9 protein-coding genes and 1 pseudogene are annotated in these 13,900 nt (G+C 63.8%); 4 read left to right on the forward strand and 6 right to left on the reverse strand.

Features of this window, described 5'->3' with window-relative positions; genetic code table 11:
- Nucleotides 1-59 precede the first annotated feature (59 nt).
- A pseudogene (locus BCCGELA001_RS38810) lies at nt 60-377 on the forward strand (AbrB/MazE/SpoVT family DNA-binding domain-containing protein).
- Between the two features lie 569 nt (nt 378-946).
- Here BCCGELA001_RS38810 and hpnH read toward each other — a convergent pair.
- Entirely contained in the window at nt 947-2,107 is a 1,161-nt protein-coding gene (hpnH, locus tag BCCGELA001_RS13540) for an adenosyl-hopene transferase HpnH (protein ID WP_008553273.1), read from the reverse strand.
- Between the two features lie 36 nt (nt 2,108-2,143).
- Nucleotides 2,144-3,070 carry a 4-hydroxy-3-methylbut-2-enyl diphosphate reductase gene (gene ispH / locus BCCGELA001_RS13545; RefSeq protein ID WP_060735523.1) on the reverse strand — a complete coding sequence of 309 codons (927 nt, stop codon included), beginning with the start codon at nt 3,068-3,070 and terminating at the stop codon, nt 2,144-2,146.
- 461 nt (nt 3,071-3,531) lie between these two features.
- Between ispH and BCCGELA001_RS13550 the strand changes: the two genes are divergently transcribed.
- Nucleotides 3,532-6,120, forward strand: a complete 2,589-nt coding sequence (locus BCCGELA001_RS13550; RefSeq protein WP_060735524.1) for an MMPL family transporter — start codon at nt 3,532-3,534, stop codon at nt 6,118-6,120.
- Here the strand turns inward: BCCGELA001_RS13550 and BCCGELA001_RS13555 are convergent.
- Nucleotides 6,088-6,753: a DUF2147 domain-containing protein gene (locus tag BCCGELA001_RS13555; RefSeq protein WP_008553289.1), complete on the reverse strand. Its 666-nt coding sequence runs from the start codon at nt 6,751-6,753 to the stop codon at nt 6,088-6,090. The genes BCCGELA001_RS13550 and BCCGELA001_RS13555 overlap by 33 nt on opposite strands.
- A 141-nt stretch (nt 6,754-6,894) precedes the next feature.
- On the opposite strand from BCCGELA001_RS13555, the gene hpnO reads away from it, so the two are divergent.
- On the forward strand, nt 6,895-8,286 hold the full coding sequence (hpnO, locus tag BCCGELA001_RS13560) for an aminobacteriohopanetriol synthase HpnO (protein WP_008553291.1): 1,392 nt from the start codon (nt 6,895-6,897) through the stop codon (nt 8,284-8,286).
- 32 nt (nt 8,287-8,318) lie between these two features.
- On the opposite strand, the gene BCCGELA001_RS13565 is transcribed toward hpnO, so the two are convergent.
- Nucleotides 8,319-9,197 carry an alpha/beta fold hydrolase gene (locus BCCGELA001_RS13565; protein WP_060735525.1) on the reverse strand — a complete coding sequence of 293 codons (879 nt, stop codon included), beginning with the start codon at nt 9,195-9,197 and terminating at the stop codon, nt 8,319-8,321.
- Nucleotides 9,198-9,210: 13 nt separating this feature from the next.
- Nucleotides 9,211-10,830: a GMC family oxidoreductase gene (locus BCCGELA001_RS13570; RefSeq protein WP_008553305.1), complete on the reverse strand. Its 1,620-nt coding sequence runs from the start codon at nt 10,828-10,830 to the stop codon at nt 9,211-9,213.
- Nucleotides 10,831-11,004: 174 nt separating this feature from the next.
- Here BCCGELA001_RS13570 and BCCGELA001_RS13575 point away from each other — a divergent pair, with 174 nt between their 5' ends.
- Nucleotides 11,005-12,177, forward strand: a complete 1,173-nt coding sequence (locus tag BCCGELA001_RS13575; RefSeq protein WP_060735526.1) for a M20 aminoacylase family protein — start codon at nt 11,005-11,007, stop codon at nt 12,175-12,177.
- A gap of 70 nt (nt 12,178-12,247) precedes the next feature.
- Here the strand turns inward: BCCGELA001_RS13575 and BCCGELA001_RS13580 are convergent, their stop codons facing one another.
- The gene (locus BCCGELA001_RS13580) at nt 12,248-13,876 is read right to left on the reverse strand and encodes an inorganic phosphate transporter (RefSeq protein WP_060735527.1); all 1,629 of its coding nucleotides are present in this window, start codon (nt 13,874-13,876) and stop codon (nt 12,248-12,250) included.
- Nucleotides 13,877-13,900 lie beyond the last annotated feature (24 nt).

The following is a 13,900-nucleotide window of genomic DNA, read 5'->3' on the forward strand; positions in this document are numbered from 1 at the left end:
AGCTTTTTGAGGCGCGAGATTGTCACAGGCGGCGCCATCGACGCGATGTGGTTTCCTCCATATGCGTTTATCTTACGTTTGTCTTACCTCGAAAGGTCGGGCCATGGCCGACGGATAAGCTCACTACTGTCGTTTCCACCAAGGGGCAGGTCATCCTGCCCAGCGTCATTTGCAGGGCGCGGGACTGGAAGGCTGGGACGCGCCTTTACCGTCGAGGAGACTTCGGAGGGCGTCCTATTGAAGCCTGCGCCGGCCTTTGCGGCGACGCGACCGGAAGAGGTGTTCGCGTCTTGAATTATCCAGGCAAGCCGAAGACGCTCGAAGAGATGGACGCGAGCGTGCTTGCCGAAGCCAGGCGGCGGCATGATCGCGATTGATACCAGTCTGATCATCCGCTACCTGACCGGAGATCACGCGACCTAATCCGCGCGCGCCCGCGCCTTGATCGACGGCCAGAGGGTCTTTGCCGCCGTCACGGTGCTCCTCAAAGTCGAACGGGTGCTACGAAGCGCGTACGGTTATCAGGCCGCAGGCATCGTGCACGCGCTTCGTGTGTTCGCGGGGCTTCCGACCGTTATGGTCGAGGACGGAGCGATGGTTGCGGCGGCGCTCGACCTTGCCGAGAGGGGGAATGGATTTCGCCGATGCTCTGCATCTGACCATTCTGGATTGCTTCGTCGCAAGGGCTCCTCGCAATGACGACGCGGAGAGAGCCAGCAACACACTCATGCTTCGTGCCCCGGACGCAGCGCAGCGTCCCTTCGACGATGCGCTGCAGAGCCGGGGCCCATGCATCGACACGGCGCGGGGCTGCTGGGTCCCGGCTCTGCGCAGCAGCGCAAAGAGCGCTGCAGCGCGTCCGGGACACGGGCTGCGCACACCGGCACAAAGAAAAGGCCCGGTCGCGATCGCGGCCGGGCCTTCGTCGTGAGATTGATCCGTGCGCTTACGCCGCGGTCGAAGCCTTCTGCGCGGCCTTCGCCTGCGCGGCGGCGGCTTCGTCCTTGCGGATCTCTGACAGCTTCTTCTGGACCTGCTCCGAGAAGATATACTGCGCCGGGCGCTGCTTGGACATGTCGATCTCCGGCGCCATCGGACCCGAGGTCTTGATGCCGCGCAGCGACACCCACATCGCCTTCAGCGGGTTGTTGAGCGCAGCAGTCGCCGCCGTCGGCTCGTAGCCGCAATGGGCCATACAGTCGGCGCACTTCTCGTACTTGCCGGTGCCGTAGGTGTCCCAATCGGTGGTGTCCATCAGCTCCTTGAAGGTCTTGGCGTAGCCTTCACCGAGCAGATAGCAGGGCTTCTGCCAGCCGAAGATGTTGCGCGCGGGCATGCCCCATGGCGTGCACTCGTATTCCTGGTTGCCGGCGAGGAAGTCCAGGAACAGGCCGGAATGCATGAAATTCCACTTCTTGCCCTTGCCCATGGCGAAGACGTCGCGGAACAGCTTCTTGGTCTTGGTGCGGTTGAGGAAGTGCTCCTGGTCCGGCGCACGCTCATAGGCGTAGCCTGGCGACATCGAGACGCCGACGCCGAGCTCGACGGTGAGGTCGAGGAATTTGGCGATCTCCTCGGCCGGATGGCCGTCGAAGATGGTCGCGTTGACGTTCACGGTGAAGCCGCGCGCCTTGGCCGCCTTGATCGCCGACACCGCGCGGTCGAACACGCCCTTCTGCGACACCGCCTTGTCGTGATGGTCCTTCAGGCCGTCGAGATGCACCGAGAAGAACAGATACGGCGAGGGCTCGAACAGATCGAGCTTCTTCTCGAGCAGCAGCGCGTTGGTGCAGAGCGAGACGAACTTCTTGCGTTCGACGAGGCCGCGCACGATCTCGCCGATCTCCTTGTGGATCAGCGGCTCGCCGCCGGGAATGGCGACCATCGGCGCGCCGCACTCGTCGGCGGCGTCCCAGCATTCCTGCGCCGTCATGCGGCGGTTGAGGATCGCATCCGGATAATCGATCTTGCCGCAACCGACGCAGGCGAGGTTGCAGCGAAACAGCGGCTCCAGCATCAGCACGAGCGGATAGCGCTTGCGGCCAAGCAGTTTCTGCTTGAGCAAATAGCCGCCGATACGCATTTCCTTGAAGAAGGGGATGGCCATTACACGTTTCTTTCTGGGCTTTTCAATTCGGGTGGGTCAGCTCGCAGCCAGTTGGGCCGGAAGCCGGAATTCGATGTTTTCCTCGCGGCCCGGCAGCACCTGGACCTTGACCGGTCCGATCCGCCGCATCGCTTCGATCACGTCATCCACGAGTACCTCAGGCGCTGAAGCGCCGGCCGTGACGCCGACGGTCCTGGCATCTTTCAACCACTCCGGATTGAGCTCGCTGCCGTCGGCAATCAAATAACTCGCGACGCCGGCCTCAGTGCCGATTTCGCGGAGCCGATTCGAGTTCGAACTGTTGGCAGCGCCCACCACCAAGATCACGTCGACCAGCTTGCTCAAGTCCCTTACCGCAGATTGGCGGTTCTGTGTCGCATAGCAGATATCCCGGATATCCGGGCCTTGAATATCTGTAAAGCGGGCCTGGAGGGCCGCGATGATGTCCCTGGTGTCGTCGACCGACAGGGTGGTCTGGGTGATGTAGGCCACTGGCGTATCCGCCGGCAGCGTGAGGGCCTTAACCTCTTCAACGCTTTGAACAAGCAGCACTGGCCCCGGAACCTGGCCCATCGTGCCCTCGACCTCGGGGTGACCGGCATGGCCGATCAGGATCAGGGTGCGCCCCTTGGTGATGTATCGCTTCCCCTGATTGTGAACTTTCGTGACCAAGGGGCAGGTGGCGTTGAGCACCGGAAGGTCGCGCGCTGCAGCCTCTTCCTCGACGCTGCGGGCGACGCCATGGGCGCTGAAGACCGTCACCGACTTCGGCGGAACCTCGGACAATTCCTCGACGAAGATCGCACCCTTGTTCTTCAGGCTCTCGACCACGTATTTGTTGTGCACGATCTCATGGCGCACGTAGACGGGCGGGCCGTATTTCTCCAGAGCCCGTTCCACGATCTCGATCGCACGCACCACGCCCGCGCAGAAGCCGCGCGGCTGCGCCAGATAAACTTCCATTAGACGCCCATTACGCAAGTTGCACCAATCCGCTTCAAAATCCCCCGGCAGCACCCCGACTGACCAATAAGGTGCAATATCCGCACCATTGGCCTCGCGCACGCGGTAGCTGCCCACCCCCGTTTGGGACTCCGGCGCATGGAGGCGCAATACTTTGTGTCAAAAAATCGGCAACAAGGGAAGGTCGAATGAACCCTTGGTTCCCCGCCAGATCAATTGTGCGGTACTATAGTATGTGAGGCTTGTGAGCAAGATGGCGACATTTGTGCTCACCCTTTCGTCACTTTCCCGCCTCAACTCCCCGGCTATACCGACCGCCCGCATGAATTTGCCACGCTCTTCCACCGCTTAACTCGAACTTCTCGCGGTTAGAGCCACTGAAAACAGCAATAGGTTTCGCCCGGGAACTCCGATAAACAGCGGGCGTTTCCGGCAAGCTATTAACCGCAGAAAGAAAAGAAGTGCTGCAAAGCGTAGTCGTTGCCACCGTCAGGGCCTGCACCCGATTTGCCACCCTCGTCGTCATTCTCGGGCTCCTGCTCTCGGTGGGAGCCGGCTATTACGCTGCGCGCCACTTCGCCATCAACACCGACATCAATTCGCTGATTTCTCAAAATCTCGACTGGCGCAAGCGCGACCAGCAATTCGACAAGGCGTTCGATCAGAACGAAACGATCCTCGCCGTGGTCGAAGCCAGAACGCCGGAGATGGCGAGCGCAGCTGCCGACGCGCTCTACGCCAGGCTGAAGGACGACAAGACCAACTTCCTGTCGCTGCAGCAGCTCGGCAGTGGCGAGTTCTTCGAGAAGAACGGACTGTTGTTCCTGCCGACCGAGGAGGTCGGCAAGATCACCGGCCAGTTCGAAGCCGCGGCGCCTCTGATCGAGATCATGGCCGGCGATCCCTCGATCCGGGGCCTCACCGGCGCGCTTGAGACGGGTCTCGCCGGCGTCAAGCGTGGCCAGGTCAAGCTCGACAGCACCGAGCGGCCCTTCAACCTGATCGCGCAGACGGTCGAGACCGTGCTCAACAAGGGCAATGCGAGCTTCTCCTGGCGCGAACTCGTCGGCGACGAGCCGCTGAAGGATTCGGACAAGCGCGCTTTCATCGAGTTCAAGCCGATCCTCGACTACAACGCCTTGGAGCCCGGCAAAGATGCTACCGACGCGATTCGGAAAGCGGCGGCCGAGCTCGACTTTGCGAACAAATATCAGGCGCGGGTGCGGCTGACCGGCCCGGTGCCGATCGCCAACGAGGAATACGCGACCGTCCAGGAAGGCGCCGTCGTCAATGGCGTCGGCACCGTCCTGGTCGTGCTGCTGATTCTGTGGCTGGCACTGCATTCGTCGAAGATCATCTTCGCCGTGTTCGTCAATCTCTTCGTGGGCCTTGCGATCACGACCGCGGCCGGCCTGATGATGGTCGGCTCGCTCAATCTGCTGTCGATCGCGTTTGCCGTGCTGTTCGTCGGCCTCGGCGTCGATTTCGGCATCCAGTACAGCGTCCGCTATCGCTCCGAGCGCTACAAGCACGACGATCTCTCGGGCGCGCTGGTGCTGGCGGCCAAGCGCTCGGCGGTGCCGCTCTCGCTCGCAGCGATGGCAACGGCCGCAGGCTTCCTCTGCTTCATGCCGACCGACTACAAGGGCATCTCCGAGCTCGGTCAGATCGCCGGTGTCGGCATGCTGGTGGCCTTCCTCTCGTCGATCACCGTGCTGCCGGCGCTGCTGAAGCTGCTGAACCCGCCCGGCGAGATGGAGCCGGTCGGCTACGCCTTCCTGGCGCCTCTCGATCACTTCCTGGAGAAGCACCGCGTGCTGGTCGTGGGCGGCACGCTGCTGCTGTCGCTCGCCGGCCTGCCGCTGCTGTACTTCATGAAGTTCGACTTCAATCCGATGAATCTGCGCAACCCGCACGCCGAATCGATCGCGACCTTCCTCGACCTGCGCAAGGATCCCAACACCGGGGCCAATGCAATCAACGTGATGACGACGTCGGAGGAGCAGGCAAAGCAGGTCGAGGCGAAGCTCGAGAAGGTGCCCGAGGTGCTGCGCGTGATGTCGCTGGACAGCTTCGTGCCGCAGGACCAGCCGCCGAAGCTGAAGCTGCTCGCTCAGGGCGCCAAGGTGCTGAATCCCGCGCTCAACCCCGACCAGATCGACGAGGCGCCGTCGGATCAGGAAAACGTCGAGGCGCTGAAATCCTCGGTCGACAATCTGCGCCGGACTGCGGGCGATGCGAAAGGACCTGGTGCGACGGCCTCTCGCCGGCTCGCCGACGCGCTCGAAAAGCTCGCCAAGGGCGACGAGGCCACGCGCAACAAGGCGCAGGATGTGTTCGTCACGCCGATGAAGATCGTGTTCAGCCAGCTCAGGAATGCAATGCAGGCCGGGCCGGTCACCCTGAACTCACTGCCGCCCGATCTCGTCAACGCCTGGAAGAGCAAGGACGGCATCATCCGCGTCGAGGCACTGCCGAAGGGCGATCCCAACGACAACGACACGCTGCGCAAGTTTGCCGCGGCGGTGCTTGCGGCCGAGCCGACCGCGATCGGCGGGCCGGTCTCGATCCTGAAATCGGGTGACACCGTGGTGAAGGCGTTCATCCACGCCGGCATCTACGCGCTGCTGGTGATCGGCCTGTTGTTGTGGATTACGCTCCGCCGGTTCGTCGACGTGCTGATGACGCTGGTGCCGCTCCTGGTGGCCGGCGTGGTGACGCTCGAGATCTGCGTGCTGATCGGCCTGCCGCTCAACTTCGCCAACATCGTCGCATTGCCGCTCCTGCTCGGCGTCGGCGTTGCCTTCAAGATCTATTACGTCGTGGCTTGGCGCTCGGGCAGGACGAACTTGCTCCAGACCAGCCTGACACGGGCGATCTTCTTCAGCGCGCTGACGACGGCGACGGCGTTCGGCAGCCTGTGGCTCTCGAGCCATCCCGGCACGTCCAGCATGGGCAAGCTGCTCGCACTCTCGCTGGTGACGACGCTTGCCGCCGTGCTGCTGTTTCAGCCGGCCCTAATGGGCAAACCCCGCAATGTCAGGGAGTAGGCAGATGTCGCCGACCGGATCGGCGGCGCCCTTCTGACCGGGCTTGGCCGCAACCTTCGGGGCGGCAGCAGGCCCAGGTACCGATCCAGCTGCCGATCCAGGTGCTGACCCAGCTGCGGGCGGCGTGGCGCCCGTCGCTCCCTGGGCTTTCGGCGCCGCGCCGGTCGACTTTGGCGCGCCCTTGGCCATGGCATTGGCCGGGCTCAAAGGGATCGGCGGGGCAACCCGGGTCCAGGTCTCGCCGCCGCACAGGAACCCCATCACGCAGCCCTTGATTTCGAGCTGGTCGGCACCGGCCGGCGTGATCGTGGCGCTGTAGAGCTGGCCGTCCTTGGCGTTGTAGACCTGTCCTTCCCACTGATCGATGCCGGGCTTCTTCTTCATGTTGATCAGGGTCGGCATGCCCAGCGTCGGCCTGTTCTTTTTTGACACATCGGGATTGTTCTCGTCGCGGCCCCCGGGCTGCTTTTCCCAGGAAACGGCGCCCCACATGCTGCCATAGCATTGGGCGACACGGATGTTGGCAACGCCGTCGGCGACCCGCCAGTCGCCGGTCGGGTCCGCGGCGAGCGCGGGGGTCAGACAGGTGTAACCGCCAGCCAGTATAATTCCGGTGTAAAGGGCTAAACGCATGAGTGTTCCTTGGCAGTGCAACATGGTTTAAAGCTCTGCTTGCGAAGATGGTCCGAAAAAGGGCAAAAGGCCGCACAGAGCGTTTTCGATAGCGGTCCGTTTTCAGTTGACGGGACGGCCCTCAAACGAAGTATGTAGCGGATGCACAGTCCAAATCCAGACATGTCTCAGCTGTTCGCGGACCGTCAGGCCCAGCGCAGCGCCCTGCATAACCGATATCTGAATGAGCAGTTCGTTCGGGTTCTCAAGACCATCGGCTACGATGTCGGCTTCCAGAAGGGGCAGGGGCAGTATCTCTACGACCGCGAGGGCGCGCGCTACCTCGACCTGTTGTCCGGATTCGGCGTGTTCGCGATCGGGCGCAATCATCCAGTCATGCGCGAGGCGCTCAAGAGCGTGCTCGATGCCGACCTGCCCAACCTCGTCCAGTTCGACGTCTCGGTGCTCGCCGGTGTGCTGGCTGAGCGCCTCCTGAAATACGTTCCCTATCTCGACAAGGCGTTCTTCGCCAATTCCGGGGCGGAATGCGTCGAGGCCGCGATCAAATTCGCGCGCGCGGCGACCGGGCGTCCGGGCATCGTCTATTGCGCCCACGGCTATCACGGCCTGACCTATGGCGCGCTGTCGCTGACGGGTGATTCGAATTTCCGCACCGGTTTCGAGCCGCTGCTGCCGGGCTGCACCCCGATCCCGTTCAACGATCTGGCCGCGCTCGAAAAAGCGCTGGCCTCGCGCGAGGTCGCGGCCTTCGTCGTCGAGCCGATCCAGGGCAAGGGCGTCAACATGCCCACCGACGAGTTCCTGCCCGGCGCGGCCGCGCTCTGCAAGAAATACGGCACGCTGTTCGTGGCCGACGAGATCCAGACCGGCATGGGCCGCACAGGCCGCTTCCTCGCCGTCGAGCACTGGAACGTCGAGCCCGACATGGTGCTGCTGTCGAAGTCGCTGTCGGGTGGCCACGTGCCGGTCGGCGCGGTGCTGACGCGCAAGGCCATCTTCGACAAGATCTTCAACCAGATGGATCGTGCGGTGGTGCACGGCTCCACCTTCTCCAAGAACGACCTCGCGATGGCTGCGGGCATTGCCACGCTCGACGTCATGGAGTCCGAGAAGCTGATCGAGTCCGCCGCCAAGCGCGGCGCCGAGCTCCGCCTCGCGCTGACGCGCATGGTGCCCGGCTACGAGCTGATGAAGGAAGTGCGCGGCAAGGGGCTGATGATCGGCGTAGAGTTCGGCCCGCCGAAATCGCTGCGGCTGCGTGCCTCCTGGAACGTGCTGGAAACCGCCAACAAGGGCCTGTTCTGCCAGCTCATCACTGTGCCGCTGTTCAAGGATCACAAGATCCTCACGCAGGTCGCCGGTCACGGCAGCCACACCATCAAGCTGCTGCCGCCGCTCACGATCACCGAGGAAGACTGCAGCTGGATCGAGAAGGCGTTCGACGACGTCATCGCCGGCAGCCATAAGGTCCCCGGCGCGATCTGGTCGCTCGGCAAGACGCTGGTGGACAACGCGGTGCGGCGGTCGGCCTGAAGCCGATTGCTTAGGCTGCCTCGTCCGCGGCCTTACCTGGCGAACTCACGTACGGCTTCCACCACGGCCGACGGCGCTTCCTGCGCGACACAGTGGCCGGCATTCTCGAAAACCAGCGTGGTCACGCCCGGAATCAGCGAGACCGCGCGTCGCGCCATCTCCTTGTAGATCGGGTCCGACTTCGCCGCTGTCGTGACGCGCACCGGACAGTCGAGCTTGGTGAGTGACGCAAACGGATTGCCGCGGGCATCGCCGACATAGACCTGCTCCATCACCTCATAGATCGGAAGCAGGATCGCGGCTTCGATCTCGGGTGTGCAGCAAAGCCGTACTCGTCCGCCGTCGAGTGGCGCGAAGCCGTGGCGTACGTACGCGCGTAGCGACGTCTCGGTCCAATCCGCGAACGCCGGTGCTTCGCGGTAACGCGCGAGCACGGCGTCGGCGCTGTCGAATTCGGCTCGCCGGCGCAGCGTGCCCTGCACGCGGGCGAGTGATGCCTCGCTCAATCCGCCGGAGCGCGCCGCGCCAGGATCCATGGCCGTCGGCTCCATTAAGAACAGGCGCGTGAAGCATCCGGGCAGCATCTTTGCTGCAAGCAGCAGGTCGGTCGCGCCCGCGCTATGGCCGATGCCGTAGATGTCGCGAAGATCGAGCGCATCGACCACTTGGCAGACGTCGTCGGCGTAATCCAGGAAGTGATAGGCGCCGGGCTTATGGCTTGCACCATGACCGCGCCGGTCGAGGGCATAGACGGTGTAGGTCGATGCGAGCTCGCGCGCGACCTCGTCCCATACGTCGGCGACGAAGCCGGTGCCGTGCACGAGCAGGGCAGGCGGCCTGCCGCTCGCGCCCCATTGCAGCATGGCGATCTCTGCGTCGACGGGGCCGATTGAAAAGCGCTGGATGATCATGTGAGGTAGGATGCTACTTCGCATCCTCCAAAATCATCGTGCTGCCCTTCTCCCCGATCATCGCCGTCGGTGTGTTCGTATTGCCCGAGGTGATGGTGGGCATGATCGAGGCGTCGACGATGCGCAGGCCGTCGAGGCCGTAGAAGCGCAACCGCTCGTCCACCACCGCCATCGGATCGTTGGCCGCTCCCATCTTCGCCGTGCCGACGGGATGGAAGATGGTGGTGCCGATGTCACCGGCGGCTTTTGCGAGCGAGGCGTCGTCATCGCCGACGGTCGGACCGGGGAGATATTCGACGGGACGGTATTTTGCCAGCGCCTTCTGCTGCATCAGGCGTCGCGTGGTGCGGATGGCGTCGGCCCCGACTTGGCGGTCGTCGTCGGTCGACAGATAGTTCGGCGCGATGATCGGCTTCTCGTCTGGCGTTGCCGAGCGCAGTCGAACGGTGCCGCGCGAGGTCGGCTGCAGATTGCAGGCGCTCACGGTGATGGCGGGGAAGCGGTGCAGTGGATCTCCGAACTTGTCGAGCGACAGCGGCTGCACGTGGAACTGGATGTTGGCCCGTGCGCGTGTCGCATCCGAGCGCGTGAAGATGCCGAGCTGTGACGGCGCCATAGTGAGAGGACCGCGGCGGCGAAAGGCATAGTCGAGGCCCATCAGGCCGCGGCGGAACAGGTTGTAATAGGTCTCGTTCAGCGTGCGTACGCCCTCGACCTTATAGATCGCGCGCTGCTGGAGATGGTCCTGGAGATTGCGGCCCACACCGGGCTTGTCCATCACGATATCGATGCCGAGGGGCGACAGCCAGTCGGCCGGGCCGATGCCGGAGCGATGCAGCACCTGCACCGAGCCGATCGAGCCGGCCGAGAGGATGACTTCGCGCTTTGCGCGCGCCTCGATGATCTCACCGTTCTGGATGAAGCGCACGCCGATTGCGCGGCCCTGCTCGATGATCAGGCGGTCGACCAGCACGTGCTTCTCGAGCCGCAGATTGGGACGGTTCAGTGCCGGCTTGAGGAAGCCGCGTGCCGACGACCAGCGCCGGCCGCGCTTCTGGTTGACGTGGAAATAGCTGGTACCCTCGTTGTCGCCGGTGTTGAAATCCGGGATGCGCTTGATGCCCATCTCCTCGGCGGCGTCGCCGATGGCGTCGAGAATGGCCCAGGACAGCCGCGGCGCTTCGATGCGCCAGCCGCCCCCAGTGCCGTGATGCTCGCTGGCGCCGAGGAAGTGGTCTTCGAGCCGCTTGAACAGCGGCAGCACGTCGTCATAACCCCAGCCGGTCATGCCGAGCTGGCGCCAGTGATCGTAATCGGCAGCCTGTCCGCGCATCGAGATCATGGCGTTGATCGCCGAGCAGCCGCCAATCACCTTGCCGCGGGGATAGGCGAGCGCGCGGCCGTTCAGGCCCGGCTCGGGCTCGGTCTTGAACATCCAGTCGGAGCGCGGATTGCCGATCGCGAAGAGATAGCCGACGGGAATGTGGAACCAGATCCAATTGTCGTCGCCGCCGGCTTCGAGGACGAGGACGCGGTTGTTGCGATCGGCCGACAGCCGATTCGCGACGATGCAGCCCGCCGTACCGGCCCCGACGACAATGTAGTCAAATTCACCTTCGAGCCGCCTTGGCATTCTGCTTCCACCCGGATGGTCACTCAACGTTCCATCCTATTAGGCAGACGCAGCTGATCGGGACAAGCCCGGCCATGCCTGCGCGTCAGGGCTAGGTCCCGATCCCCAGCTGTTGGGTGGACCGGCGCTTGCATGGTAGACAGTCCTACATTCCAACGAAGCTCGAGATCTTCCATGCCCATCGTGAACCGCGTCGCCGACCTCCAACCCGATATTCAGGCCTGGCGCCGGGACATCCATCAGCATCCGGAGTTGCTGTACGATGTTCATTGCACCGCAGCATTCGTTGCGGACCGGCTGCGCGAGTTCGGATGCGATGAGGTCGTCACCGGTCTGGGCCAGACCGGCGTGGTCGGTGTGATCAAGGGCAGCAAGCCGGCCGGCGAAGGACTCAAGGTGATCGGCATGCGCGCCGACATGGACGCGCTGCCGGTCGAGGAGCAGACCAACCTGCCTTACGCGTCCAAAAATCCCGGCAAGATGCATGCCTGCGGACATGACGGCCATACCGCGATGCTGCTGGGGGCGGCGCGCTATCTCGCCGAGACCCGCAACTTCGCCGGCGATGCCGTGGTGATCTTCCAGCCCGCTGAAGAGGGCGGCGCCGGCGGCGCGGCGATGGTCAACGACGGCCTGATGGAGCGCTTCGGCATCGAGCAGGTCTACGGCATGCACAATGGCCCGGGCATCCCGGTCGGCTCGTTCGCGATCCGGCCGGGTCCGATCATGGCGGCGACCGACGAGGTCGACATCATAATCGAGGGCCTCGGCGGCCATGCCGCGCGTCCGCACAAATGCATCGATTCCGTGCTGGTCGGCGCACAGGTGATCACCGCCTTGCAATCGATCGTCGCGCGCAGCGTCGATCCGCTGGAATCGGCGGTGATCTCGATCTGCGAATTCCACGCCGGCAACGCCCGCAACGTCATTCCGCAGACGGCAACGCTGAGGGGCACCATCCGCACGCTGTCGCCGGAGGTGCGCAAGCTGGTCGAGAAGCGCGTGCATGAGGTGGTCGCAGGTGTGGCGCAGATCACCGGCGCCAAGATCGATCTGCGCTACAAGCGCAATTATCCCGTGGTGAACAACCACGCTGCCGAGACCGAGGTGGCGCGGCGCATTGCGATGCAAGTCGCGGGCGAAAGCAATGTGCACGAAATGTCGCCGCTGATGGGCGGCGAAGATTTCGCCTACATGCTGGAAGCGCGCCCCGGCGCCTTCATCTTCTGCGGCAATGGCGACAGCGCCGGCCTGCATCACCCCGCCTACAATTTCGATGACGAGGCGATCGTGTTTGGCACGTCGTACTGGGTCAAGCTGGTCGAGGAGCAGCTCGCGGCGTCATAGGACCAAAGCCGAAGCACAAAAGAAAAGGGCCCGTGCATCGCACGGGCCCTTCGTCTCTGGGGCAGACGCTTTAGAAGATCCGCGAGAAGATCACGTAGAGCGTGGCCGACAGCATGATTGCGCAGGGCAGCGTCAGCACCCAGGCCATCAGCAGGTTGCGGATCGTCGCCCATTGCAGGCCTGAGCCGTTCGCAGCCATGGTGCCGGCGACGCCGGACGACAGCACGTGGGTGGTCGAGACCGGCAGGCCGAACACGTCGGCGGCGCCGATCGTGCCGGCGGCGACGAGCTCGGCCGAGGCGCCTTGCGCGTAGGTGAGATGGCTCTTGCCGATCTTCTCGCCGACGGTGATGACGATGCGCTTCCAGCCGACCATGGTGCCGAGGCCGAGCGCGATGGCGACCGCGATCTTCACCCAGGTCGGGATGAACTTCGTGGCGGCGTCCAGCGAGCCCTTGTAGGCGTTCAGGGTCGCGATCTCCTCCTTGTTGAGATCGTTCTCCTTGTCCTTCATCAGGAAGCGGATCGCTTCCGACGTCATGTACATGTCGTTGCGGGTGTTGCCGACGGCTTCCGCCGGCACCTTGTTCAACGTGCCATATCTGGCGACCTGATCGCCGACGTCCTTCACCAGCACCGCAAGCGAGGGATAGGTGCCCTCGCTGATGTGACGCACCGTGATGTACTGGGTCACCGCGGGACGGGGATCGCCGATGATGCTGTGGCCAGCGCCCTTGGCCGAGATCACCTTGGAGGCGGCCTCCGAGGTCTTCTGGAACTGGGCGACCTGGGATTCCGGGAGTGCGCGGTTGAGCGCGTAGGCCGTCGGCACGGTGCCGATCAGGATCAGCATGATCAGGCCCATGCCCTTCTGGCCGTCATTGGAGCCGTGCGCGAAGCTGACGCCGGTGCAGGTCGCGATCAGCAGGCCGCGGATCCAGAGCGGCGGCGGCGTGTTGCCTTCGGGCGCGGCATAGAGCGCCGGGTTGCGCACGATGAACTTGAGCAGCAGCAACAGCATGGCGGCACAGAGGAAGCCGAACAGCGGCGACAGCAGCAGCGCGTAGCCGATCTCGGTCGCCTTGGTCCAATCCACGCCCGAGGTGCCGTCGCGGCCGCGCATGACGGCGTTGGCGACGCCGACGCCGATGATCGAGCCGATCAGCGTGTGCGAGGAGGAGGCAGGCAGGCCGAAGAACCAGGTGCCGAGATTCCACAGGATCGCGGCGATCAGCAGCGCGAACACCATGGCGAAACCGGCGCTGGAGCCGACCTGGAGGATCAGCTCGACCGGCAACAGCGAGACGATGCCGAAGGCGACCGCGCCGGAGGACAAGAGCACGCCGAGGAAGTTGAAGAAGCCAGACCACATCACCGCGAATTCGGCCGGCAGCGAATGGGTGTAGATCACGGTCGCCACCGCGTTTGCGGTGTCGTGGAAGCCGTTGACGAACTCGAAGCCGAGCGCAATCAGCAGCGCAACGAACAGCAGGATGTAGGGCAGGTAGGTCGTCACCCGCACGCCGGTCGCATTGATATCGGCATAGATGCTGTAGGCGACGAACAGCAGGCCCGCGGCGAGGATGCCGAAGAACAGGATCATGGTCAGCGGGTTGAAGCCCTTGTCGAGATTGGGCCGGGAAGCCGGCTGTACCGGCGTCGGATCGCCTACCGCACGGTCGAATGCAACATCTGTCATGTCAGGACGCCCCTTAACCTTCAA

Source organism: Bradyrhizobium sp. CCGE-LA001 (assembly GCF_000296215.2).
In the GTDB taxonomy this organism is placed as follows: domain Bacteria; phylum Pseudomonadota; class Alphaproteobacteria; order Rhizobiales; family Xanthobacteraceae; genus Bradyrhizobium.